The following is a 24,441-nucleotide window of genomic DNA, read 5'->3' as shown; positions in this document are numbered from 1 at the left end:
TGTCGTTCGGTGAGGGGGAGTTCATCAGTTGGAGCGCTCTCCAAGTCAAGGGCGGTCGCCGCAGGTCTCGCGGTACGGCACCGAGGGCAGACGGCGGCGCCACTCGGTCTCCCTCACCCCACCCGCAGCCCGGGCACACACCTCGGCCGACGCCGACGCGATCGTGTTCATGCCGTGCCGGCGCCGGGTGTGGACCCCGGCCGACCCGTCGCCCGTGCACGGCCTGCGCGATGTGGCGCTGAAGGGCTCGCCGTCCGGTTAACGCACGCTGTACGGCACGGAGTTGCCCGCCCCGGAGATCCGCGCCCGCCTGCTCGCGGCGCGCCGCGTGGTGTCGGTCCGCGATCCGGCCGGGCAGCCCGTCGACCGGACGGCTCAGGAGAGCACCAAACGCCGGGTGCTCGACCGGTACTTCGTGGAGTGCGGCACCCGCAGCCTCCAGGGCGCGCGCGTCACCGTCCACGCCCGGCCGGGCGGCTGCTGAGCGCCGGGATCAGGCCGGGCGCACCGCGGTGTGCACCGTACGGGCGGCCAGGACGAACAGGTCCGGGCGGTGGTGCACGCTCGCCTTGTCGTCCGGGTCCAGGAGCCGGTCGAGGGTGGCCCGGTCGGTGGCGTCGAGGGCGTCACCGCAGATCTCACGGAACCGGCCGAAGGTGTCCGCGGCGACCGCGCGCGCCCGGTCGGGCGCCGGAGCGGGCAGGTCGAGCAGGAAGGTCCTCGAGCCCGTGGGCCTCAGTCCGGCGGCCGACATCAGCGCCCGCCAGTCCTCGGCCACCGCGACACTGCCCGGCAGCCCGGCCCGCATCTCGCTGAACCAGTCCTCCTGCAACGCGTCGAGCCGCGCCTGAAGGCCCGGCCGGCCGATGCCGAAGTCGCGGGGCAGGAAGCGGGTGGGCAGACCGCCCTCCACCAGGGCGAGCGTGCCACCGGCCGCCAGCCGCTCGGCGTAGGCCGCGAGGGCCGCCTGCTGGTCGCCGAGGTGATGCAGGCTGTAGCTGGCCCAGATCAGGTCGGCCGGATAGTCCAGCTCGGCCATGGCGTCCGGGAGGTCGCCGGCGATCGTGCCGAAGCGGTCCGCGACCCCGAGCCGCTCCGCGCGGGCGCGGGCCCGCTCCAGCAGTGGCCCGGAGCCGTCGACCGCGACGACCCGGGCACCAGGGAAGGCGTCGGCGAGCATGCAGGAGACGACACCGGGGCCGCTGCCCGCGTCGACGATCAGACCCGGCTCGGACTGCTTTCCGCCCAGCCAGGCGAGCGCGTGCTCGGTCAGCGGCGTGTACAGCTCGGCCTGGGTCTCCAGGTGCCCGGCCATGTCGGCCCAGTCGATGTCGGTGTGGTCGTGGTGGTGCGCGTGCTGGTGCGCCATGGTGGTCAGCCTCTCCTCCGGTTGGCGCCAGCGTGCGCCGACGCACCGTCGAAAGGCAAACGATGTTGCCGCAACCGCAAAAGGGTGCCGGGGCCCGGCCCTCCCGGGCCCCGGCGAGGTCCGCCGCTTACGGCAGCGGCGGGTAGGCGTTCCGCATCAGCTGCTGGAACTGGGCGGAGAACCAATGCCCGGACAGCGGGGAGTCCGGCAGGGCACCGGACAGGTTGTTGCCGTTGCGGGCGTTGCCGGTGTACGTCGGGTCGCACATCCGGTCGAAGCCCTTGCCCTCGTCGTTCGGGATCGCCCGGCTGGCGCCGTCGGACTCACCCGGCGGCTTCATCCACACGTAGGCGTCGATCCCGGCGGCCGGGGCGGCCTGGGGTCGCTCGCCGAGGCCCGCTCCGGACTGGTTGCACCAGTTGCCGATGTGGATGCGGCGGTCGTAGCGGCCGCCGTCGATGTAGGTGTCGACGCTGGTCGTCGCCCCGGGACCGGCGGGCCGGGCCGAGCCGCCCCAGCCGTTGCGGGAGGTGTCGATCAGCATGCCGATGCTGCTGTTGAAGCCGACGGTGACCAACTGGTTGCGGAAGCCCTGGGCGAAGGACAGCTCGTCCACGTACCGGTTCCAGTCGACCCACTTCGACTCGCGGACCGACTTGCCGGCCACGGTGTCGTTGACGGTGAAGTTGTTCTCCTTCAGGGCGCTGTAGTTGGCCGTGTTGGTGATGAAGCCGTGGACGTCGTTCACGGTCGCGCCCTCGGCGGTCGCGGCCTCCTTGAACACCTGGGCGGACGGCGCGAAGTTGTCGTCCCAGCCGATCCAGCCGTGGTGCCCGGCGTCCACGTAGTTGTAGACGTTGGGCACGTCACCAAGCTCGCTGAGCGCGTAGCCGACGCCCTTGACGTAGTTGCCGTTGGCCTTCATCACGTCGCACTGCGCAGTGGCCGTCGGGCGGCTGCCGGTGTTGGTGACGAGGTTGGGCAGGGAGTCGATCTCGACGGTGGTGACGATCCGCAGCCCGGCGTACTTGGGGTCGGCGAGGATCGCGGCGATCGGGTCGATGTACTCGGTCTTGTACCGGCCGATCTCCGTCGGGCCGAGCTCGCCGTTGGAGGCGAGGGCGGCGCAGTCGCGGCCGGGCAGGTTGTAGATGACCAGCTGGACGACGAGCTCGCCGCTGCCCTTCTGCGTCAGGGCCGCGTCGAGGTGGTCGCGCAGGCCCATGCCGCCGTTCACGCCGTTGATGGCGGCGATCCGGTCGAGCCACACCCCGGTGGGCTGGTTGGAGATCCGGCTGCCGCCCGGCTCGGCGGCGGCCTTCGCGGACCACTCGGGGTTCACATAGACCTTGGCGCCGGCGTACGGGTTGTCCACGCGGTTGCCGGGATCGGGGTCCGGGTCCGGGCCGGTGCCGCCGCCGTCGTCGACGTTGCAGGTCACGCCGTCCAGGGTGAAGGTGGCGGGGACGGCGTTGCTGCCGCTGTAGGAGCCCTGGAAGCCGAAGCTGACCGAACCGCCGGTGCCCAGGGTGCCGTTGTAGGACTCGTTGGCGGCGGTGACGGCCGTACCGCTCTGGGTGATCTTCGCGTTCCAGCCGTTGGTGACTTTCTGGTTGCCGGCGTACGACCACTTCACCGCCCAACCGCTCTTGGCGGCGCCGTTGTTGGTGACCGTGACCGCGGTGGTGAAGCCGGTGCCCCACTGGTTCTGCACCTTGTAGTCGACGGTGCAGGGCACGGCGGTGGTGCCGACGTCGTCGGGTACGGCGGCGAACGCCGTCCCGGAGGCCCCGGCGACCAGCGCCAGGGCGGCGAGCATCGCTGTTCTGGTACGACTCATGAGTGCGGGTTCCCTCTCCGTCATGGGGTGTGGTCCGTTGCGGGATGTCATCCGTCGAGCGCGCCGAGAACACGCGGCCCGATGCCGTACGACGTGGACGTTCCGGCGCAGGAGGTGATCAGCGCGGATGACATGCGGTGCGCGCGGAGGGCTCTGGTGCACCGCCGTCACACTCGTACCGGACCATGGGGATCACTCCGGTGACGGCTAAAAGTACTGAACGCGGGGGGTGGCGCATGAGCGTCTCCTTGCAGATCAGCGCGTCGTGAGCGACGCGTCGACTGGTGGAACCGCTCCCACTGGTGCCAACGAAGTTAGCGCCAAGTGACCGTCAGGGACAGGGGAGTTGCTCGACTTTTGCTCGACGGTGGTCGTCGAATCTTTTCGACTCTTCAAGCATCTTGACCCCCCGCACACCCGTCTCCACTATGGGAGCGCTCCCACTGGTTCAAGCCTTGACTTCTCCGAGCCGCAAGGAGGAACCAGCACATGCAACCTCCACACCGAAGGCGAAGAGCGGTACGGCGTGCCTGGACGGCCGTCGTCGCCGCCCTGGCGCTTCCGTTCACGCTGCTCGCGACGGGCACCACGCCCGCCCAGGCGGCGCCGCTGCAGTGCAGCGTCGACTACAAGACCAACGACTGGGGCTCCGGCTTCACCACGAATCTGACCATCACCAACCGCGGCACCGACGTGGTCGACGGCTGGACCCTGACGTACGCCTACACGGGCAACCAGAGGCTCAGCAACGGCTGGAACGGGACCTGGTCCCAGTCCGGCCAGAACATCACGGTGAAGAACGCCCCGTACAACGGCCGGATCGCGGCCGGCGCCGCGGTCTCCACCGGGGCGCAGTTCAGCTACAGCGGCACCAACGCCGCCCCGGCCTCCTTCGCGATCAACGGCACGCGCTGCACCGGCGCCCATCAGCCCCCGATCACGGTGCTGACCAGCCCGGCCGCGGGTGCCGTGTACTCGCAGGGGGACGCGGTGCCGCTCGCGGCCACCGCCGCGGCCGCCGACAACGCCACGATCAGCAAGGTGGAATTCTACGACGACACCCGGCTGCTGGGCACGGACACGAGCGCCCCCTTCTCGCTCTCCGTCTCCAACTTGACCGTGGGCAGCCACTCGCTGCTGGCCAAGGCGTACGACAGTCTGGGCGCGTCGGCGGAGTCCACGCCGGTCGGCATCACGGTCGCCTCGGGTCCCGCCGTGGTGGCCTCGACCAACCAACTGGCCGTACGGCAGGGCGAGACGGGAACGTTCGACATCAAGCTGTCGACGCAGCCGGCGGCCAACGTGACCGTCACCACCGCCCGCACCGGCGGGAATTCGGGTCTGTCGGTGACCGGCGGCGCCTCGCTCACCTTCACCCCGGCGAACTGGAACACCGCACAGCGCGTGACCATCACCGCGGACTCCTCCGGGACCGGCGCGGCGACCTTCGAGTCGACCGCGAACGGTCACGGCAAGGCCACGGTGACCGTCACCCAGGTGGAGGCGTCGGGTGAGTACGACGCCCGCTTCCTGGAGCTGTACGAGAAGATCACCAACCCGGCCAACGGCTACTTCTCGCCCGAGGGGATCCCCTACCACTCGGTCGAGACGCTGATCGTGGAGGCGCCGGACCACGGCCACGAGACCACCTCGGAGGCCTACAGCTACCTGCTGTGGCTGCAGGCCATGTACGGCAAGGTGACGGGCGACTGGACCAAGTTCAACGGCGCCTGGGAGATCATGGAGAAGTACATGATCCCCACCCGCGCCGACCAGCCGACCAACTCCTTCTACAACGCCTCCAAGCCCGCGACCTACGCGCCCGAGCTGGACACCCCGAACGAGTACCCGGCCCGGCTCGACGCCTCGGTCTCGGTCGGCCCGGACCCGATCGCGGCGGAGCTGAAGAGCGCGTACGGCACGGACGAGATCTACGGCATGCACTGGCTGCAGGACGTGGACAACATCTACGGCTTCGGCAACTCGCCCGGCAAGTGCGAGGCGGGCCCGTCGGACACCGGTCCGTCGTACATCAACACCTTCCAGCGCGGAGTGCAGGAGTCGGTGTGGGAGACGGTGCCGCAGCCGACCTGCGACGCCTTCAAGTACGGCGGCCCGAACGGCTACCTGGATCTGTTCACCGGTGACTCCTCCTACGCCAAGCAGTGGAAGTTCACCAACGCCCCGGACGCCGACGCGCGTGCGGTGCAGGCCGCGTACTGGGCCGACAAGTGGGCCGACGCGCAGGGCAAGGGCAGCCAGATCTCCGCGACCGTCGCCAAGGCCGCGAAGATGGGCGACTATCTGCGCTACGCCATGTACGACAAGTACTTCAAGAAGATCGGCAACTGTGTCGGTCCGTCGGCGTGCCCGGCCGGCACCGGCAAGGACTCCTCGCACTACCTGCTCTCCTGGTACTACGCCTGGGGCGGTGCCACCGACACCTCGGCGGGCTGGGCCTGGCGCATCGGCTCCAGTCACGCGCACGGCGGCTACCAGAACCCGATGGCCGCGTACGCGCTGGCCAGTTACCCCGACCTGAAGCCGAAGTCGGCGACGGGACAGGCGGACTGGGCCAAGTCCCTGGAGCGGCAGATCGAGTTCTACCGCTGGCTCCAGTCCAGCGAGGGCGCGATCGCGGGCGGGGCGACCAACAGCTGGGCGGGCCGCTACGCGACCCCGCCGGCCGGCAAGTCGACCTTCTACGGCATGTACTACGACCAGCAGCCCGTCTACCACGACCCGCCGTCCAACCAGTGGTTCGGCTTCCAGGCGTGGTCGATGGAGCGGGTGGCCGAGTACTACCAGCAGACGGGGAACGCGGCGGCCAAGGCGGTCCTCGACAAGTGGGTGGACTGGGCGATCGCGCACACCACCATCAACCCGGACGGCACCTACCGGATCCCGTCGACGCTGCAGTGGTCGGGCCAGCCCGACACCTGGAACGCCACGAACCCCGGTGCCAACACGGGCCTGCACGTCACCGTCGCCGACTACACCAACGACGTCGGTGTGGCGGCCGCGTACGCCAAGACCCTGACGTACTACGCCGACCGCTCCGGTGACACCGCGGCGGCGACGACAGCGAAGGCCCTGCTCGACGGCATGTGGGACCACCACCAGGACGCCCTGGGCATCGCCGTCCCGGAGAACCGCGCCGACTACAACCGCTTCGACGACCGCGTCCACATCCCGAGCGGCTGGACCGGAACGATGCCGAACGGCGACGCGATCAACTCCTCGTCGACGTTCGAGTCGATCCGCACGTTCTACGAGGACGACCCGGCCTGGTCGAAGATCGAGGCGTATCTGGCGGGCGGAGCGGTTCCCACGTTCACGTACCACCGTTTCTGGGCCCAGGCGGACATCGCCCTGGCCATGGGTTCGTACGCGGAGCTGCTCGAATAACCCGCCCCCGCCAGGCGCTCCACGGCGCCTGAAAGAGCCCCGCGTGCAAGGTCTCGCCACCTGACGGCGAGGCCGGACGGCCGGGCGGTCCCTTCCCGCACGGGGGACCGCTCGGCACCTCTCGCTGCACTGAGAAAGCGCTTTCCACGACTCACCGGAACTCCCCCACCGGAAAGGACTCCCCGTGCGAAGAACCCGCATCCTCACGGCCGTCCTGGCGCTCGCGGCCGGGCTGCTGTCGGGCGCGCCGCCCGCACTCGCCGCCGTCGAGCCCGCCAAGAAGACGGTGTCGATCAGCGCCGACACCTACACCTGGAAGAACGCCCGCATCGATGGCGGCGGCTTCGTCCCCGGCATCGTGTTCAACCGCACCGAGAAGAACCTCGCCTACGCCCGCACCGACATCGGCGGCGCCTACCGCTGGGTGGAGTCGTCGAAGACCTGGACCCCGCTGCTGGACTCGGTGGGCTGGGACGACTGGGGCCACACCGGCGTCGTCAGCATCGCCTCCGACGCCGTCGACCCGAACCGGGTGTACGCCGCCGTCGGCACGTACACCAACAGCTGGGACCCGGGGAACGGAGCCGTGCTGCGCTCCGCGGACCGGGGCGCCAGCTGGCAGAAGGCGAATCTGCCGTTCAAGCTGGGCGGCAACATGCCGGGCCGGGGCATGGGCGAGCGCCTGGCGGTCGACCCGCACCGCAACAGCGTGCTGTACCTGGGCGCGCCGAGCGGCAAGGGCCTGTGGCGGTCGACGGACTCCGGGGCGAGCTGGTCGCAGGTTTCGAACTTCCCCAACGTCGGCAATTACGTGCAGGATCCGAGCGACACCAGCGGCTACGCCTCCGACAACCAGGGCATCGTCTGGGTCACCTTCGACGAGTCCACCGGCACCGCCGGCAGCGCCACCCGGACGATCTACGTCGGCGTGGCCGACAAGGACAACGCCGTGTACCGCTCGACGGACGCGGGGGCGACCTGGAGCAGGGTCGCCGGGCAGCCGACCGGCTATCTCGCCCACAAGGGCGTGCTGGACGCCGAGAACGGCCACCTCTACCTGTCGTACAGCGACAAGGGAGGCCCCTACGACGGCGGCAAGGGCCGGTTGTGGCGGTACGCGACGGCGACGGGCACCTGGACCGACATCAGCCCGGTGGCGGAGGCCGACACCTACTTCGGCTTCAGCGGCCTCACCGTCGACCGGCAGGATCCGGGCACGGTGATGGCGACGGCGTACAGCTCCTGGTGGCCGGACACCCAGATCTTCCGCTCCACCGACAGCGGCGCCACCTGGACGAAGGCGTGGGACTACACGTCGTACCCCAACCGCGCCAACCGCTACACCATGGACGTCTCCTCCTCCCCTTGGCTGACCTGGGGCGCGAACCCCAGCCCGCCCGAGCAGACGCCCAAACTCGGCTGGATGACCGAGGCGTTGGAGATCGACCCGTTCGACTCCGACCGCATGATGTACGGCACCGGCGCGACGATCTACGGCACCGAGAACCTCACCGCCTGGGACAGCGGTGCCCAGTTCACCATCAAGCCGATGGTGCGGGGCCTGGAGGAGACGGCGGTCAACGACCTGATCTCTCCCCCGTCCGGCGCCCCGCTGCTCAGCGCGCTCGGTGACATCGGCGGCTTCCGCCACACGGACCTCACCAAGGTCCCCTCGATGATGTTCACGCAGCCCAACTTCACCTCGACGACCAGCCTGGACTTCGCGGAGGCCAACCCGAACACGGTGGTCCGCTCCGGCAACCTGGACTCGGGCCCGCACATCGCGTTCTCCACCGACAACGGCGCCAACTGGTTCGCCGGGACGGACCCTTCGGGTGTCTCCGGGGGCGGCACGGTCGCCGCGGCGGCGGACGGCAGCCGGTTCGTGTGGAGCCCGCAGGGCACCGGCGTCCACCACACGACCGGCTTCGGCACCTCCTGGTCGGCGTCCTCCGGCATCCCGGCGGGGGCGATCGTGGAGTCCGACCGCGTCGACCCGAAGGTCTTCTACGGCTTCAAGTCCGGGAAGTTCTACGTCAGTACGGACGGCGGAGCCACCTTCGCCGCCTCCGCCGCGACCGGGCTGCCGAGCGGCGACAGCGTCCGCTTCAAGGCGCTGCCCGGCACCAAGGGCGACGTGTGGCTGGCGGGCGGCGCGAGTGACGGCGCGTACGGGCTGTGGCGGTCGACGAACGGCGGCACGAGCTTCACGAAGCTCGCGGGCGTCGAGCAGGCCGACACCATCGGGTTCGGCAAGGCGGCGCCCGGAGCCTCGTACCAGACGCTCTACACCAGCGCGAAGATCGGCGGGGTCCGCGGCATCTTCCGCTCCACCGACCAGGGCGCCACCTGGACGCGCATCAACGACGACGCCCACCAGTGGGGCTGGACGGGCGCCGCGATCACCGGTGACCCGAGGGTCTACGGCCGCGTCTACATCGCCACCAACGGCCGGGGCGTCATCTACGGGGACTCCTCCGACAGCGGCGGCGGTACGGATCCCGATCCCGGGCCCGGGCCCACGGGGGCCTGTGCGGTGACGTACAAGGTCACCAACCAGTGGCAGGGCGGCTTCCAGGCGGACGTGCGGCTGACCAACACCGGCACGAGCGCCTGGTCCGGCTGGGCGCTGGCCTGGTCCTTCCCCGACAGCCAGACGATCACGCAGATCTGGAACGCCGAGCGCACCCAGTCGGGCGCCTCGGTCACGGTGAAGAACGTCGGCTGGAACGCCAACGTGGCGGCCGGCGGGTCGGTGAACTTCGGCTTCACGGCCAACTGGTCCGGCACGAACGGCAAACCGACCACATTCAAGGTCGGCGACCAGAACTGCGCGGTGAGCTGAGACGGCGGGGGTGTGGCGATTCCGGCACACCCCCGTCGGCGGGCCGGCGGCATGCCGTTGCCGAGGTAGAAGCTCGGGTGCGGGGGCTGGTTGTACGCGGTGTTTTGCCAGGCCAGACCCGTGCGGTACACCGTGTCGTGCAGCAGGGTCGTGATCCTCGTGGTCGTCTCGTGCGGCGTCGAGTAGATCCTGAGGGCCGTGTTGTTGCTGGTCGGCCAGATGACCTCCTCGCGCCAGTCGCCGAGGATGTCACCGGACAGGGCCGGGGTCGCCTTGGTGCCGTTGTTGGAGTGGACCGAGGCGCCGGTCAGCAGCCGGGTCTCCGCCGAGGTGCCGTACTTGTCGATCCGGGTGCCGTCGAGGAGTTCGCGGACCGTGTCCCCGTCCCACCAGGTAAGGAAGTTGACCGACGACGGCTCCCGTCCCTTGGTGGCGCCCGCCTCGTCCCGGATGCTCGTGTCCGAGGCCGACCAGACCTCCGCGCCGTCGTTCCCGGCCCAGACGTCCGCGGCCACTCCCCGCCCGTTGTCGCAGCAGGCGGCGAGCTTCCAACGGACCGCCCCCGTCGCGGGGTTGAGGTACACCGCGGCCGGCTGGGACGTCGACTCGGAGACCTTGTAGTACTCCAGGCCCGAGGCGGCCGGGTCGAGGTCCCCGAGGTGCTGGGCGTCCCCGTGGCCGGTCCGCGCGGTCCACAGTCCGCTGCCGTTGTCGTCGACGGCCATCGAGCCGTACACGATCTCGTCCCTGCCGTCGTTGTCGACGTCCCCCACCGACAGGCTGTGCGAGCCCTGACCGTCGTACCCCTTGCCGGAGTTGGTGGAGGAACTGGTGTCGAAGGTCCAGCGGCGGGTGAAGGAGCCGCCTCGCCAGTCCCAGGCGGCGATCACGCTCCGGGTGTAGTAGCCGCGGGCCATGATCAGCGAGGGCCGGGAGCCGTCCAGGTACGCCGTGCCCGCGAGGAAGCGGTCGGCGCGGTTGCCGTAGGAGTCGCCCCAGGAGGAGACCGTGCCGCGCGCCGGGACGTAGTCCACGGACTGCATGGCCCGGCCGGTCTGCCCGTTGAACATGGTCAGGTACTCGGGTCCGGACAGCACGTACCCGCTGGAGTTGCGGTGGTCGGCCGAGGCGCTGCCGATCACCGTGCCGCCGCCGTCGACGGTGCCGTCGGCGGTCTTCATCGCGACCTCGGCCTTGCGGTCGCCGTCGTAGTCGTAGACCTGGAACTGCGTGTAGTGGGCGCCGGAGCGGATGTTGCGGCCCAGGTCGATGCGCCACAGCCGGGTGCCGTCGAGGGTGATGCCGTCGACGACCGTGTTGCCGGTGTAGCCGGACTGGGAGTTGTCCTTGGCGTTGGTCGGCTGCCACTTCAGGACCAGGTCGAGGGCGCCGTCGCCGTTCAGGTCGCCGACGGAGGCGTCGTTGGCCTCGTAGGTGTAGGCCACCCCGTCGGGTGTGGTGCCGCCGGCCGGCGGGGAGAGGGGGACGTCCTTGTATCCGGTGCGGAACTGGATCGCGTGGACGGAGTCGCCCTGCTCCACGCCGCCCACGATCGCGCGGACCGTGTAGTCGGCGTGCGCGGGGGCGCCGGAGTGGAAGTAGTTGGTGGAGCCGGTGATGGGGACCGCGTTGACCTTCGTACCGGCCCGGTAGAGGTTGAAGGAGACGCTGTCGGGGTCGGTGCCGAGCCAGCGCCAGCTGACCAGGTTGCCGCTGCCGGTGTACACGCTGACCACACCCCGGTCCAGCGCCTCGACCTGGCGTGCGGTGGCGGCCTCGGCGCGGTCGGCGACGGTGAGCGAGGTCAGCCCGGCGGCGAGGAGCGCCGCGGTGGCGCCGAGGGCGGGCAGGAGGATGCTGCGTCTGCGGTGCTTGCGCGGGTGCTGCGAGATACCTCCCGGGAGGACGGACGGGTTCCGTTCCCCTTCAGTCGCCACCGCCGTCCGCGAAGTTGCCGCGTCGCTCGGCCGGTTCGGAGCCCCCTTCGTACGCGCGTCGCGCGCCCTGGGCCGGGTCCGCCGCCCCGGCGCCTCGCCCCGATGCAGCCGGTCCTGGAAGTCCCGCCGGTACCCGGCCCGGTACGCGGCGGGAACGACCGGGCGAGTCGAACTCCGCTGCCGTGGCAGCCGGTTGGAGGATCCGGCCGACCCGGAAGGTGCGCGGCCCCGGTCCCGCCACGACGTATCAGCGGCCCGCCCTCAGGGAGTCCCCGGCTTCCGGAACGCCCGCAGACCGAACACCGGGTCGGGGCGGCGGCGGTCCGGGTCGGGCAGGGATTCCAGCTCGGCGGCGAAGCGTTCGGTGAGGGGGGTGCCGGGCGGCAGCTGGGTGAACCAGCCCCGGCGCAGGTCGGCCGCGGTGCCACGAGGACTGCGGCCCTGACCGACGCCCCGGAACCGCGCGCCGGCGACGGGGCGCAGGCCGTGCTCGGCGGCGCGGGCCTCGACGCGGGGCGAGGCGTCCGGGGCGGACCGGCGCGGGCGCGGTGCGAGCACGGCGTCGATGTCGCTGCCGACGTCATGGGCGGCGGCCTTGTCGACGGTGGTCACGTACACCCCGCCGGGCCGCAGCACCCGGGCGCACTCGGCGACCACCGCGCCCATGTCGTCGCCCCGGTCCAATAGGTGCAGCAGCCACACACTGGTCACCGCGTCGAAGGTCCCGTCGGGGAACGGCAGCCGCCGGCTGTCCGCCAGCACGATCGCGCCGGGCAGCCGGGCGGCGGCCATCCGGGCCATCCCGTACGTCAGGTCCACGCCCGTCACCCGCAGCGCGGGCCGCGCCGCCGCGAGCCGCCGGGTGACGATCCCGGTGCCGCAGGCCACGTCGAGGAGGGTCCGGGCGCCGTCCGGGATCAGGCCGAGGACCGCCTCGGCCGCCGCGGCGGCCCGGGGTTCGCCGCCGCGGGAGGAGTCGTAGGCGTCGGCTTCCTTGTCGTAGTCGAGCACCCGCCCCTCACTCGGCCCCGTGCCCCGGGGCCAGCTCGGCGACCCGGCGCGCCAGCTCGACGTCCTTCTCGGTGACCGCGCCGCCCGCGCTGTGCGTGTGCACGGTCAGCGAGACGGAGCGGTAGCCGAGCGTGAGGTCGGAGTGGTGGTCGAGCTCCTCCTGGACCTGGGCGATGTGGACGACCATCGCGGTGGCCGCGAAGTGCGAGGAGAGCCAGTAGGAACGGGCGAGGCGGTCCCCGTCGAGCGACCAGCCCGGCAGTTCCGCGAGACGGTCCTCGATCTCCTTCTGGGACAGCGGTTCGACGGCCATGCGCCGCTCCTTCCTGGGCTGCGGATGCCCTCCAAGACTGCCACAGAGCCAGTGCCCGGGCCCTGGTCGCAAAGGGTGGCATCGCCGGGGGGCCGGTGGGTCGTCTACGGTCGTGGCATGACCGTCACTTCCACCGACCGGGGCATCGGGCCGCTGCTGCGGGCCTGGCGGGAGCAGCGCCGGGTCAGCCAGCTGGAACTGGCGCTGCGCGCCGACTCCTCGGCCCGGCACATCAGCTTCATCGAGACAGGCCGGTCCCGGCCCAGCGAGGAGATGGTGCTGCGGCTGGCCGAGCACCTGGACGTGCCGGTCCGCGAGCGCAACGCCCTGCTGCTGGCCGCCGGTTACGCCCCGCACTACCCGGAGACGCCGCTGGACGACCCGGCGCTGGACGCCGTGCGCCAGGGTATGGAGCGGCTGATCCAGGGCTACGAGCCCTACCCGGCGATCGTGGTGGACGCGATGTACAACGTCCTGGCCGCCAACCGGGGCATCCTGATGCTGCTGGACGGCCTGCCTGAGCAGCTGCTCGCTCCGCCGCTGAACGCGATGCGGCTGACCCTCCACCCGGAGGGCCTGGCACCGCGCATCCGCAACCTCCGTGAGTGGCGCGGCCATCTGCTGGAGCAGATGCAGCGGCAGATCGCCCTGCACCGCTCGCAGCCGCTGCGCAGGCTGTACGAGGAGGTGGCGGCCTATCCGGTGCCGGAGGAGGACCCGAGCGAGGAACCCGCGGAGCCGGTCCCGTACTTCGCGCTGCCGCTCCGGATCGAGCACGGGGGACGGACGCTGTCCTTCATCTCCTCGATCTCCACCTTCAACACCCCGATGGACGTGACCGTCGCCGAGCTGGCCATCGAGACGCTGCTCCCGGCCGACCCGGCGACGGTCAAGTACCTTCAGGAACTGGTGTCCTGACGGCTTTTCAGCGCCAGATGCTGCAGGGCGGCGAACCCGGCGACGGTCAGCGCCTGCACGGCGGTCCACACGGCACCGGCCGTGGTGGGGGACAGCCACACCGCGAGGGCGAGCAGACTCAGGGCGGCCCAGGCGAAGTTGGCCTCGATCACGGCCCGGACCCCGAGCGCGGCCGGCCGGGCGCGGGAGGCGAGCAGCCCGACGCCCGCGGCGTACACCGCGAGGAAGGCTCCGAGGGCGAGCAGCAGCGCCGGATCGACCCCGAGGAGTCGTCCCAGCGGACCGGACGCGGCCAGGTAGGCCAGGGCGTTGGTGCCCGTCACCACCGCGTCGAGGGCGAGGAACCGGCGCAGCACGGTCCCCGGCTCGGAGGTCCTGGCGAGCGCGGCAAGCTGGGTCGCGGACATGACGAATCACCCTCCGTCGGGTCTGGGTCAGGGGAGGCGGGCCCCGGATCGGAGTGCGCCGATCCGGAGCCCGGTGACCCCTACGATCCCGCGCCCCGGGGACGGGGTCGATTACCTCCCGGGTAATGCGGTTCCGGGCAGTGGTGAGCGCCTCACCGCCGAACCGGTGAGAGCGGAAGCGGAACGTGGCACACTGCACGGGTACTTCGGCGCGTAGGGGAGGCGTGGCGTGAGTGAGCGGCGGCCCGCGCCGACCGTGGGGCAAGTGGTGCTCGGCAAGCGGTTGCAGGAGCTTCGGGAGGCGGCCGGACTCAAGCGCGAGGAGGCCGCGAAGGTCCTGCGGGTGGCCCCGGCGACCGTACGGCGGATGGAGATGGCCGAGGTCTCCCTGAAGATCCCGTACGTGCAGGTGCTGCTCGACACCTACGGGGTGCCCGAGGAGGAGGCGGCCGCCTTCGTCTCCCTGGCCGAGGAGGCGAACCAGCCGGGCTGGTGGCAGCGGTACCACGACGTCCTGCCGGACTGGTTCAGCCTGTACGTGAGCCTGGAGGGCGCGGCGCGGCTCATCCGCTCCTACGAGCCGCACTTCGTGCCGGGCCTGCTGCAGACCGAGGACTATGCGCGCGGGGTGCTGGAGGCGGGCACCATCGGCCAGACCGGACCCGCGGCGATCGAGCGGCATGTGGCCCTGCGCATGGAGCGCCAGCGCCTGCTGGAGAGCCCGGACCGCCCCCACCTGTGGGTGATCATGGACGAGACGGTGCTGCGGCGGCCGGTGAGCGACCACCCTTCGGTGATGCGCGCGCAGCTGGACAAGCTGCTGGAGTTCGCCGAGCGCGACCGGGTCACCCTGCAGATCGCCGAGTTCGCCCGGGGCCCGCACCCCGGCACCTACGCCCCGTTCACCCTGTTCCGCTTCGCCGAGCCCGAGCTGCCCGACATGGTCTTCACCGAGTACCTGACCGGCGCCCTGTACCTGGACTCGCGCACCGAGGTCGCGGCGCACCTGGAGGTGCTGGACCACATGTCCACCAGTGCCGCCACCGCCGACCGCACCAGGAAGCTCCTGCGGGACCGCCGCGCGGACTTCTGAGCCCTCCCGGCTTCCCGCCCGCCCGCACCGTCTGACCCGTACGGGTGCCGTCAGCGGGTGCGCTTCCCCGCTCCGGCCTAGGTTCGAAAGCCACGGGCAAGCAAGGGAGCGCAGGTGACCGACACCCGGGTACCGCCCACCGAGCCCGGTGCGGCCCTGCTGCGGGCCGGCCGGTTCTTCCGGTCCGGCACGGCCGCGCCGGACCTGCACAGCGTCCGGATCACGGGCGGCCGGGAGGCGGACGTCTTCTACCGGGACCGCTGGAGCCACGACAAGGTCGTGAACTCCACGCACGGCGTGAACTGCACCGGCTCCTGCCGCTGGAAGGTGTACGTCAAGGACGGCATCATCACCTGGGAGACCCAGGAGACGGACTATCCGAGTGTCGGCCCCGACCGCCCCGAGTACGAGCCCCGCGGCTGTCCCCGCGGCGCCGCCTTCTCCTGGTACACCTACTCCCCCACCCGGGTCCGCCACCCGTACGTCAGAGGCGTGCTGCTGGAGCTGTACCGGGAGGCGAAGCAGCGCCTGCACGACCCCGTGCTCGCCTGGGCCGACCTCCAGGGCGACCCCGAGCGCCGCCGCCGCTACCAGCGGGCCCGCGGCAAGGGCGGTCTGGTGCGGGCGAGTTGGGACGAGGCGGTGGAGATCGTCGCCGCCGCCCAGGTCCACACCATCAAGACCCACGGCCCCGACCGCATCGCCGGCTTCTCCCCCATTCCCGCGATGTCGATGGTGTCGCACGCGGCGGGCGCCCGCTACCACTCCCTGATCGGCGCCCCGATGCTGTCGTTCTACGACTGGTACGCCGACCTTCCGGTGGCCTCCCCGCAGGTCTTCGGCGATCAGACCGACGTACCGGAGTCCGGCGACTGGTGGGACGCGGCCTATCTGATGATGTGGGGCTCGAACGTCCCGGTCACCCGGACCCCGGACGCGCACTGGATGGCGGAGGCCCGCTATCGCGGCCAGAAGGTCGTGGTGGTCGCCCCCGACTACGCCGACAACGCCAAGTTCGCCGACGAGTGGCTGCACCCGCACCCCGGAACGGACGGCGCGCTGGCCCTCGCGATGGGCCACGTCGTCCTCAAGGAGTTCTTCGTCGACCGCGAGACCCCGTTCTTCGCGGACTACGTACGGCAGTTCACCGACCTGCCCTTCCTGGTCACGCTCACCGAACGGGACGGCGCCCACGTCCCCGGCAAGTTCCTGCGCGCCCGCGATGTCGGCCAGGACGGTGAGGGAGCCGAGTGGAAGACGGTCGTCCTCGACGAGGTCACCGGCCGCGCCGTCGTCCCGAAGGGCTCCCTGGGCTTCCGCTGGACCGACTCCGGCAAGGGCGACTGGAATCTGGAACTCGGCGACACCGTCCCGCGGTTGAGCCTGTACGGCCACTCCGGCGCGGCCGGGGTCGAGGTGCTGCTCCCCCGCTTCGACACCGCGCAGGGCTCCGGGGACGTCCTGCGCCGGGGCGTCCCGGCGATCCGTCTCGGTGGTGCCGACGGCCCGCTGGTCACCACGGTCCACGACCTCCTGCTCGCCCAGTACGGGGTCTCCCGCCCCGGTCTGCCGGGCAGCTGGCCCGCCTCCTACGACGACGCGGACGCGCCCGGCACCCCCGCCTGGCAGGAAGCCCACACCTCCGTCCCGGCGGCGAAGTGCGTCAGGATCGCCCGGGAGTTCGCGCGCACCGCCGAGCGCTCCAAGGGCCGCTGCATGATCCTCATGGGCGCCGGGACGAACCACTGGTTCCACTCCGAGACGATCTACCGCGCCTTTCTGGCGCTGCTCCAGCTCACCGGCTGCCAGGGCCGCAACGGCGGCGGCTGGGCGCACTACGTCGGCCAGGAGAAGTGCCGCCCGGCGACCGGCTGGGCCACCCTCGCGGCCGGTTCCGACTGGTCCCGCCCGCCGCGGCAGATGATCGGCACGGCGTACTGGTTCCTCCACACCGACCAGTGGCGCTACGACCGGTTCACCGCCGACGCGCTCACTTCGCCGCTGGGTGCGGGCCGGCTGGCGGGGATGACGGGCGCGGACTGTCTCGCGCTGTCCGCGCGGGCGGGCTGGATGCCGTCGTACCCGACCTTCGACCGCAATCCGCTGGAGCTGGGCGAGGCGTTCGGCGATCCGGTGGCCAGAACCGTCGCCGAACTGCGGGCGGGCACCCTGAAGTTCGCCTGCGAGGACCCGGACGCGCCGGAGAACTGGCCGCGCGTACTGACGCTGTGGCGGGCCAACCTGCTGGGCTCGTCGGCCAAGGGCGCCGAGTACTTCACCAAGCACCTGCTGGGCACGCACTCCTCGCTGCGCGCCGAGGAGGCCCGGCCCGAGGAACGGCCGCGCGAGGTGACCTGGCGGGACGAGGCGCCCGAGGGCAAGCTCGACCTGCTGGTGTCGCTGGACTTCCGGCAGACCTCCTCCACGCTCCTGTCCGACGTCGTCCTCCCGGCCGCGACCTGGTACGAGAAGCACGACCTGTCCAGCACGGACATGCACCCCTACGTGCACGCGTTCACCCCGGCGGTCGACCCGCCCTGGCAGGCGCGCACCGACTTCGACACCTTCAAGGCGCTGGCGGAGAAACTGAGCGAGCTGGCCGCCGGCCACCTCGGCGTGCGCAAGGATCTCGTCGCCTCCCCGCTGCAGCACGACACCCCGGGCGAGATCGCCCAGCCGGGCGGGGTGGTACGGGACTGGAAGCGCGGCGAGTGCGACCCCGTGCCCGGCCGGACGATGCCGCACCTGGCCGTCGTGGAGCGCGACTACACCAAGATCGGCGCGAAGTTCGCGGCGCTCGGCCCGCTGGTCGAGCAACTGGGGCTGCCCGCCAAGGGAATCGCCCTGCGGCCGGACGAGGAGGTCGAGCACCTGCGGCGGCTCAACGGCACCGGCTTCGAGGGCCGCCCCTCCCTCGACACCGCGGTCAAGGCCGCCAACACCATCCTCGCCCTCTCCGGCACCACCAACGGCCGCCTCGCCACCCAGGGCTTCCGCACCCTGGAGGCCCGCACCGGGCAGCCGATGGCCCACCTCGCCGCCGAGCACGAGGGCAAGCGCGTCACGTACGCCGACACCCAGGCCGCGCCCGTGCCGGTCATCACCTCGCCGGAGTGGTCGGGCAGCGAATCGGGCGGGCGCCGCTACACGGCGTTCACGCTCAACACCGAGCACCTCAAGCCCTGGCACACCCTCACCGGGCGGCAGCACTTCTTCCTGGACCACGACTGGATCCATGAGCTGGGCGAGGCGCTGCCCGTGTACCGGCCGCCGCTGGACATGCACCGGCTGTTCGGGGAACCGCGTCCGGGTCCGGACGGCACCCGCGAGGTGACGGTCCGTTACCTCACCCCGCACAACAAGTGGTCCATCCACTCCGAGTACCAGGACAACCTGTTCATGCTGGCGCTCTCCCGCGGCGGCCAGACCATCTGGATGTCCCCGCAGGACGCGGAGGCGATCGGGGTCGCCGACAACGACTGGATCGAGGCGGTCAACCGCAACGGCGTCGTCGTCGCGCGGGCGGTCGTCTCGCACCGGATGCCGGCCGGCACGGTGTACATGCACCACGCCCAGGAGCGCACGATCGCCGTCCCCACCGCGGAGACGACCGGCCGGCGCGGCGGCATCCACAACTCGCTCACCCGGCTGATCCTCAAGCCGTCCCATCTGATCGGCGGCTACGCCCAGTTGTCGTGGGCGTTCAACTACCTGGGCCCGACGGGCAACCAGCGCGACGAGGTGACGGTGATCCGCCGCCGCGGGCAGGAGGTCGAGTACTGATGCGCCCGATGGCCCAGATCGCCATGGTGATGAACCTCGACAAGTGCATCGGCTGCCACACCTGCTCGGTCACCTGCAAACAGACGTGGACCAACCGGCAGGGCATGGAGTACGTCTGGTTCAACAACGTCGAGACCCGCCCGGGACAGGGCTATCCACGCCGCTACGAGGACCAGGAGCGCTGGCGCGGCGGCTGGGAGCTGAACCGGCGGGGCGCGCTGAAACTGAAGTCGGGCGGGCGGCTGCGCTCGCTGGCCGGGATCTTCTCCAACCCCAAGCTCCCGGAGATCAAGGACTACTACGAGCCCTGGACGTACGACTACCAGAACCTCACCGACGCCCCGCTCGGCGACGACTACCCCGTGGCCCGCCCGGTCTCCCGGCTCGACGGCAAGCCGATGAAGATCGAGTGGTCCTCGAACTGGGACGACAACCTCGCGGGCGCCCCCGCCTACGGCGACCTGGACCCGATGGTGGAACGCACCCGGCAGCAGGTCGCCGACAAGGTGCGCTTCGAGTTCGAGCAGACCTTCATGTTCTATCTGCCGCGCATCTGCGAGCACTGCCTGAACCCGGCGTGCGTGGCCGCCTGTCCGTCCGGCGCGATGTACAAGCGGGCGGAGGACGGCATCGTCCTGGTCGACCAGGACGGCTGCCGGGGCTGGCGGATGTGCGTGACGGGATGCCCGTACAAGAAGGTCTACTTCAACCACCGCACCGGCAAGGCCGAGAAGTGCACCCTGTGCTACCCGCGCCTGGAGGCCGGGCTGCCGACGGTCTGCTCGGAGACCTGCGTGGGACGGCTGCGCTATCTCGGGGTCGTGCTCTACGACGCCGACCAGGTGACGGCCGCCGCGTCCGTGCGGGACGAGAAGGCCCTGTACGAGGCCCAGTTGGGTGTCTTCCTCGACCCGGAGGACGAGGAGGTGCGGCGGGCGGCCGAGGAGGCGGGGATCCCGTACGACTGGCTGGAGGCTGCCCGCCGCTCCCCCGTGCACGCGCTGATCAGCACCTACCGGGTGGCCCTCCCGCTGCACCCGGAGTACCGCACGATGCCGATGGTCTGGTACATCCCGCCGCTGTCACCGGTGGTGGACGCGCTGACGGAGACGGGCCACGACGGCGAGGACGCGGACAACCTGTTCGGCGCCATCGACACCCTCCGCATCCCGCTGGAGTACCTCGCGGAGCTCTTCACCGCCGGGGACACCGCACCGGTGCGGGCCTCGCTGGAGAAGCTCGCCGCGATGCGCTCCCACATGCGGGCGCTGAACCTCGGCGAGGAACCGGACCCGGCGGTGCCGGCCGCCGTCGGGATGCGACCGGAGGAGATCGAGCAGATGTACCGCCTGCTGGCCATCGCCAAGTACGAGGACCGGTACGTGATTCCGACCGCCGCCGTCGGTGACGCGCGGCGCCTGGAGGAGTCCGCGCTGCCGCAGGACTGCTCCCTCGACCACGACGGCGGGCCCGGCATGGGCGGGGACGGGCCGTTCGGCCAGGACTCGGGCCGCCGGCTGCTTCCCCTGGTGAGCGTGGAGAACTTCCACCTGCTGCGCAGACGCCAGACCTCGGACGACGCGGAGGAGACCTGATGCCCTCGGACGCGGTGCTCTACCAGGCGGCGGCGCTCTGCCTGACCTATCCCGACGACGACTTCCGCGCCCGGCTTCCGCTGCTGCGCGAAGCCGCGCCCCAGCTGCGGGAGTTCACCGACCACGCGGCGGTGACCGACGCCCAGGAGCTGGCCGCGCACTATGTGCAGGTCTTCGACTTCAAGAACCGGCACAGCCTGTACCTGAGCTGGTGGCGGGACGGGGACACCCGGCGGCGCGGGATGTCGCTGGTGCGCTTCAAGGACCTCTACCGCGAGCACGGCCTGGAGTTCAGCGGCGAGGAACTGCCCGACTTCCTGCCCGCGGTACTGGAGTTCGCGGCCCGCACCGGCAACCTCGACCTGCTCCTCGAACACCGCGACGCCCTGGAGCAGCTCCGCTCCCGGCTCACCGACTTCGGCACGCCGTACGCCGCCGTCCTGGACGCCGTGTGCGCCACGCTGCCGACCACGCCCACCGGGACGCGCCGATGACACTGTTCCTGTGGGGCGTCCTGCCGTACCTCGTCCTCGTCCTGCTCGTCGCCGGACTGCTCTGGCGCCACCGCTACGACAGGTTCGGCTGGACCACCCGCTCCTCCCAGGTGTACGAGTCGAAGCTGCTGAACATCGCCTCGCCCGCCTTCCACTACGGCATCCTCTTCGTCCTGGTCGGCCACCTCGTCGGCCTGTTCGTCCCGGAGTCGTGGACCGCCGCCCTGGGCGTGAGCGAGCACGCCTACCACCTGTTCTCCCTCTACGGCGGCACCGCGGCCGGTGTCGTCACCGTCGCCGGGATCGCGCTGCTGGTCTACCGCCGTCGCACCCGGGCCCCGGTGTTCCGCGCCACGACCGCCAACGACAAGCTGATGTACCTGGTGCTGGTCGCGGCGATCGTGCTGGGCATGGCCGCCAAGCTGGCCCACTCCTCCGGCGACGGGTACGACTACCGGCACTCCCTCGCCCCGTGGGCCCGCAGCCTGTTCACGCTCGGCCCGGACACCGGTGCGATGGCGGGGGTGCCGGTGCTGTACCAGGTCCACGCGGTGATCGGCATGGTCCTGATCGCGCTGGTGCCGTACACCCGGCTGGTGCACATGTTCAGCGCGCCGGTGCAGTATCTGTTCCGGCCGTACGTGGTGTACCGCAGCCGGGACCCGAAGCGGCTCGGCCCGCGACCGGAGCGGCGGGGCTGGGAGACGACCCGCCGCTGACCGCTAGGCGGCCCCTCCTTTCTGGTCCTTCTGGTCCTTCTCGTCGTCGACGATCTCCGCGTCCACCACGCCCTCGTCCTCCTGGGGTGCGGTGGGCCGGTCCGTGGGCTCCGAGTCGGCCTGCGCGTACATCGCCTGCCCCATCTTCTGGCTGACGGTGGCGAGTTTCTCGACGCCGGTGCGCAACTCGGCGGTGTCCGCCTCGCGTTCCAGGAGCGCCTTCAGCTCGGTGAGCGCGGACTGCACCTCGGAGCGGGTGTCGGCGGGCACCTTGTCCTCGTTCTCGCGGACGAACTTCTCCGTCTGGTAGACGAGTTGCTCGGCCTGGTTGCGGGTCTCGGCGGTTTCGCGGCGCTTGCGGTCCTCCTCCGCGTACTGCTCGGCGTCCCGCATCATGCGGTCGATGTCCTCCTTGGGCAGGGCCGAGCCGCCGGTGACCGTCATCTTCTGCTCGCGGCCGGTGGCCAGGTCCTTGGCAAAGACGTGCATGATGCCGTTGGCGTCGATGTCGAAGGCGACCTCGATCTGCGGAACCCCCCGGGGCGCGGGCGGCAGACCCGTCAGGTCGAAGACGCCGAGCTTCTTGTTGTAGGCCGCGATCTCGCGTTCGCCCTGGTAGACCTGGATGCCGACGGAGGGCTGGTTGTCGGCGGCGGTGGTGAAAATCTCCGAACGCCGGGTCGGGATCGTGGTGTTGCGCTCGATCAGCTTCGTCATGATGCCGCCCTTGGTCTCGATGCCCAGGGACAGCGGGGTCACGTCGAGCAGCAGCACGTCCTTGACATCGCCGCGGATCACCCCCGCCTGGAGGGCCGCGCCGACCGCCACGACCTCGTCGGGGTTGACGCCCTTGTGCGGGTCCTTGCCGGTCAGCTCCTTCACCAGCTCCGTCACGGCCGGCATCCGGGTCGAGCCGCCGACGAGGATCACGTGGTCGACCGCGGCGAGCTTGATCCCGGCGTCCTTGACCGCCTGGTGGAAGGGCGTCCTGCAGCGGTCCAGGAGATCGGCGGTGAGCTCCTGGAACTGGGCGCGGGTCAGCTTCTCGTCGAGGTGCAGCGGCCCTTCGGCGGAGGCCGTGATGTAGGGCAGGTTGATCGTGGTCTCCGAGGAGCTGGACAGCTCGATCTTGGCCTTCTCGGCGCCCTCGCGCAGCCGTTGCAGGGCCATCTTGTCGTTGCCCAGGTCGACGCCGTACTGCCCCTTGAACTTCTTCACCAGGTGCTCGACGACCCGCTGGTCCCAGTCGTCGCCGCCCAGGTGGGTGTCGCCATTGGTGGCCTTGACCTCGATGACGCCGTCGCCGATCTCCAGCAGGGAGACGTCGAAGGTGCCGCCACCGAGGTCGAAGACGAGTACGGTCTGCTCCTCGCCGCGGTCCAGACCGTAGGCGAGGGCGGCCGCGGTCGGCTCGTTGATGATCCGCAGCACCTTCAGGCCCGCGATCTCACCGGCCTCCTTGGTCGCCTGCCGCTGGGCGTCGTCGAAGTAGGCGGGGACCGTGATCACGGCGTCGGTGACGTCCTCGCCGAGATAGGACTCGGCGTCCCGCTTCAGCTTCTGCAGCACCCGGGCCGACAGCTCCTGCGCGCGGTAGCGGGTGCCGTCGACCGAGCCCTCCTGCGGGAAGCGCCAGCCGCCGTCCCCCATGTAGCGCTTGACCGAGCGGGCGGTGCGCTCGACGTTGGTCACCGCCTGCCGTTTGGCCACCTCACCGACGAGCACCTCGCCGTTCTTGGCGAAGGCCACGACCGAGGGGGTGGTCCTGGCCCCCTCCGCATTGGCGACGACCGTGGCTTCGCCGCCCTCCAGCACGGCCACCACCGAGTTCGTGGTCCCGAGATCGATACCGACCGCACGTCCCATCGCTGTCCCCTTCCGTGCCAGGGCACTTCCCCGAACTCCAGCACAAAACTTGAGTGCGCTCTTGTCAATGGTGCGGGTACCCCGGGCGCGGGCTCAGCCGGTCACCCGCTCCGGTTCCCGGGGCTCGCCGCGCAGGGCCACGGCCCGCCGCGGCCGGTCGGTGATCAGGACGTCCACCCGCGGGTGGCCGAGGAAGGTCCGCATCAGGGTGTCGTCGTTGACCGTCCACACCATGGTGAACAGGCCGTTGCGGGTCGCCTCCCTGAGCACCCGGGCACGGGCCAGCTGCTGGTGCACCGCGACCCCGCCGGCCCCGCAGGCCCGCACCCGCCGCATCGGCAGCAGTTCGCTGAGCCGGGTCCCGGGGAGCCGGGCCCAGCCGACCTCGTCCCGGTCGCGGCCCAGCGAGAGGGCGGTGCGCGCCCGGGGGAAGGCCCGGGAGATCGCGGCGACGGAACGGTCCTCCAGGGTGGTGGCGACGAAGCCGTCCTCACCGAGCAGGGCGACGGCCCGGTCGATCACCTCGCGTTCGTAGCCGACCTCCTTGAGGTCCAGGTGGCCGACGAGTTTCCCGGCGATCAGTTCCATCACCTCGTCGACGACCGGCACCGCGTACCCGGCCCGCTCGCTGAGCTCCGCGTGGGTGATCGTCGACAGGAGCGGCCCGGTGTGGCAGGCGCGGGCGTCGTGGTAGACGACGAGGACGCCGTCCGCGGTCCGCCGGATGTCGAACTCGACGTACTCCGCGCCGCTGAGCAGCGCGTCCTCGTACGCCTCCCAGGTGGCGGCACCGGCGCGTTCGGAGCCGCCGCGGTGGGCGGAGACGGCGGGTCGTCGCGGCAT

Annotated in this window: 17 protein-coding genes and 1 pseudogene; 10 read left to right on the top strand and 8 right to left on the bottom strand. The window is 71.0% G+C overall.

What is annotated here, in order from left to right:
• Positions 1-28 precede the first annotated feature (28 nt).
• Both ACFYW5_RS32990 and ACFYW5_RS32985 read left to right on the top strand, forming a co-directional pair.
• On the top strand, positions 29-262 hold the full coding sequence (locus ACFYW5_RS32990; protein ID WP_389420803.1) for a hypothetical protein: 234 nt from the start codon (positions 29-31) through the stop codon (positions 260-262).
• Positions 263-283: 21 nt separating this feature from the next.
• Entirely contained in the window at positions 284-484 is a 201-nt protein-coding gene (locus ACFYW5_RS32985) for a hypothetical protein (protein WP_389420802.1), read from the top strand.
• 9 nt (positions 485-493) lie between these two features.
• Here the strand turns inward: ACFYW5_RS32985 and ACFYW5_RS32980 are convergent, their stop codons facing one another.
• Positions 494-1,369: a class I SAM-dependent methyltransferase gene (locus tag ACFYW5_RS32980; protein WP_389420801.1), complete on the bottom strand. Its 876-nt coding sequence runs from the start codon at positions 1,367-1,369 to the stop codon at positions 494-496.
• A 127-nt stretch (positions 1,370-1,496) separates the two neighbouring features.
• A complete protein-coding gene (locus ACFYW5_RS32975; protein WP_389420800.1) occupies positions 1,497-3,209 on the bottom strand; it encodes a glycoside hydrolase family 6 protein in 1,713 nt (570 codons plus the stop codon).
• A gap of 489 nt (positions 3,210-3,698) precedes the next feature.
• On the opposite strand from ACFYW5_RS32975, the gene ACFYW5_RS32970 reads away from it, so the two are divergent.
• Entirely contained in the window at positions 3,699-6,617 is a 2,919-nt protein-coding gene (locus ACFYW5_RS32970; protein WP_389420799.1) for a glycoside hydrolase family 48 protein, read from the top strand.
• Positions 6,618-6,801: 184 nt separating this feature from the next.
• Positions 6,802-9,462, top strand: a complete 2,661-nt coding sequence (locus ACFYW5_RS32965; RefSeq protein ID WP_389420798.1) for a cellulose binding domain-containing protein — start codon at positions 6,802-6,804, stop codon at positions 9,460-9,462.
• 35 nt (positions 9,463-9,497) lie between these two features.
• On the opposite strand, the pseudogene ACFYW5_RS32960 reads toward ACFYW5_RS32965, so the two are convergent.
• From ACFYW5_RS32960 to ACFYW5_RS32950, 3 genes and pseudogenes are all read right to left on the bottom strand, one after another.
• Positions 9,498-11,354: pseudogene (locus tag ACFYW5_RS32960) on the bottom strand (rhamnogalacturonan lyase); the annotation flags it as partial.
• A 306-nt stretch (positions 11,355-11,660) separates the two neighbouring features.
• Positions 11,661-12,410 carry a class I SAM-dependent methyltransferase gene (locus tag ACFYW5_RS32955; protein ID WP_389420797.1) on the bottom strand — a complete coding sequence of 250 codons (750 nt, stop codon included), beginning with the start codon at positions 12,408-12,410 and terminating at the stop codon, positions 11,661-11,663.
• Between the two features lie 7 nt (positions 12,411-12,417).
• Complete coding sequence (locus ACFYW5_RS32950) at positions 12,418-12,723, bottom strand: 4a-hydroxytetrahydrobiopterin dehydratase (protein ID WP_389420796.1); 306 nt, start codon at positions 12,721-12,723, stop codon at positions 12,418-12,420.
• Between the two features lie 117 nt (positions 12,724-12,840).
• Here ACFYW5_RS32950 and ACFYW5_RS32945 point away from each other — a divergent pair, with 117 nt between their 5' ends.
• Positions 12,841-13,641, top strand: coding sequence for a helix-turn-helix domain-containing protein (locus ACFYW5_RS32945; RefSeq protein WP_389420795.1), 801 nt, complete (start codon positions 12,841-12,843; stop codon positions 13,639-13,641).
• On the opposite strand, the gene ACFYW5_RS32940 is transcribed toward ACFYW5_RS32945, so the two are convergent.
• A complete protein-coding gene (locus ACFYW5_RS32940; protein WP_389420794.1) occupies positions 13,623-14,048 on the bottom strand; it encodes a hypothetical protein in 426 nt (141 codons plus the stop codon). The genes ACFYW5_RS32945 and ACFYW5_RS32940 overlap by 19 nt on opposite strands.
• 229 nt (positions 14,049-14,277) lie before the next feature.
• On the opposite strand from ACFYW5_RS32940, the gene ACFYW5_RS32935 reads away from it, so the two are divergent.
• The 5 genes from ACFYW5_RS32935 (at position 14,278) to narI (ending at position 21,732) form a co-directional block, all read left to right on the top strand.
• The gene (locus tag ACFYW5_RS32935; RefSeq protein WP_389420793.1) at positions 14,278-15,141 is read left to right on the top strand and encodes a helix-turn-helix domain-containing protein; all 864 of its coding nucleotides are present in this window, start codon (positions 14,278-14,280) and stop codon (positions 15,139-15,141) included.
• A 114-nt stretch (positions 15,142-15,255) separates the two neighbouring features.
• Positions 15,256-18,924: a nitrate reductase subunit alpha gene (locus ACFYW5_RS32930; RefSeq protein ID WP_389420792.1), complete on the top strand. Its 3,669-nt coding sequence runs from the start codon at positions 15,256-15,258 to the stop codon at positions 18,922-18,924.
• On the top strand, positions 18,924-20,519 hold the full coding sequence (gene narH, locus ACFYW5_RS32925; protein ID WP_389420791.1) for a nitrate reductase subunit beta: 1,596 nt from the start codon (positions 18,924-18,926) through the stop codon (positions 20,517-20,519). Before ACFYW5_RS32930 ends, narH begins: the two co-directional genes overlap by 1 nt.
• Positions 20,519-21,013, top strand: a complete 495-nt coding sequence (gene narJ / locus ACFYW5_RS32920) for a nitrate reductase molybdenum cofactor assembly chaperone (protein ID WP_389420790.1) — start codon at positions 20,519-20,521, stop codon at positions 21,011-21,013. The genes narH and narJ overlap by 1 nt, the downstream gene beginning before the upstream one ends.
• The gene (narI, locus tag ACFYW5_RS32915) at positions 21,010-21,732 is read left to right on the top strand and encodes a respiratory nitrate reductase subunit gamma (protein WP_389420789.1); all 723 of its coding nucleotides are present in this window, start codon (positions 21,010-21,012) and stop codon (positions 21,730-21,732) included. Before narJ ends, narI begins: the two co-directional genes overlap by 4 nt.
• Positions 21,733-21,735: 3 nt before the next feature.
• Here the strand turns inward: narI and dnaK are convergent, their stop codons facing one another.
• Together dnaK and ACFYW5_RS32905 are read right to left on the bottom strand one after the other, a co-directional pair.
• On the bottom strand, positions 21,736-23,598 hold the full coding sequence (dnaK, locus tag ACFYW5_RS32910; RefSeq protein WP_389420788.1) for a molecular chaperone DnaK: 1,863 nt from the start codon (positions 23,596-23,598) through the stop codon (positions 21,736-21,738).
• Positions 23,599-23,691: 93 nt separating this feature from the next.
• A complete protein-coding gene (locus tag ACFYW5_RS32905; RefSeq protein WP_389420787.1) occupies positions 23,692-24,441 on the bottom strand; it encodes a glycerophosphodiester phosphodiesterase family protein in 750 nt (249 codons plus the stop codon).

Origin of the sequence: Streptomyces sp. NPDC002779 (assembly GCF_042888685.1) — a bacterium.
Taxonomy (GTDB): domain Bacteria; phylum Actinomycetota; class Actinomycetes; order Streptomycetales; family Streptomycetaceae; genus Streptomyces.
The sequence above is the reverse complement of the archived record's forward strand: the minus strand, read 5'-3'. Positions and strand labels throughout refer to the sequence as shown.

Excerpts from the sequence above, each read along its gene's own strand:
- ACFYW5_RS32980 (WP_389420801.1), bottom strand. The coding sequence starts at position 1,369 with ATGGCGCACCAGCACGCGCACCACCACGACCACACCGACATCGACTGG.
- ACFYW5_RS32975 (WP_389420800.1), bottom strand. The coding sequence starts at position 3,209 with ATGAGTCGTACCAGAACAGCGATGCTCGCCGCCCTGGCGCTGGTCGCC.
- ACFYW5_RS32970 (WP_389420799.1), top strand. The coding sequence starts at position 3,699 with ATGCAACCTCCACACCGAAGGCGAAGAGCGGTACGGCGTGCCTGGACG.
- ACFYW5_RS32950 (WP_389420796.1), bottom strand. The coding sequence starts at position 12,723 with ATGGCCGTCGAACCGCTGTCCCAGAAGGAGATCGAGGACCGTCTCGCG.
- ACFYW5_RS32945 (WP_389420795.1), top strand. The coding sequence starts at position 12,841 with ATGACCGTCACTTCCACCGACCGGGGCATCGGGCCGCTGCTGCGGGCC.
- ACFYW5_RS32940 (WP_389420794.1), bottom strand. The coding sequence starts at position 14,048 with ATGTCCGCGACCCAGCTTGCCGCGCTCGCCAGGACCTCCGAGCCGGGG.
- narH (WP_389420791.1), top strand. The coding sequence starts at position 18,924 with ATGCGCCCGATGGCCCAGATCGCCATGGTGATGAACCTCGACAAGTGC.
- narJ (WP_389420790.1), top strand. The coding sequence starts at position 20,519 with ATGCCCTCGGACGCGGTGCTCTACCAGGCGGCGGCGCTCTGCCTGACC.
- narI (WP_389420789.1), top strand. The coding sequence starts at position 21,010 with ATGACACTGTTCCTGTGGGGCGTCCTGCCGTACCTCGTCCTCGTCCTG.
- dnaK (WP_389420788.1), bottom strand. The coding sequence starts at position 23,598 with ATGGGACGTGCGGTCGGTATCGATCTCGGGACCACGAACTCGGTGGTG.
- ACFYW5_RS32905 (WP_389420787.1), bottom strand. The coding sequence starts at position 24,441 with ATGCCGCGACGACCCGCCGTCTCCGCCCACCGCGGCGGCTCCGAACGC.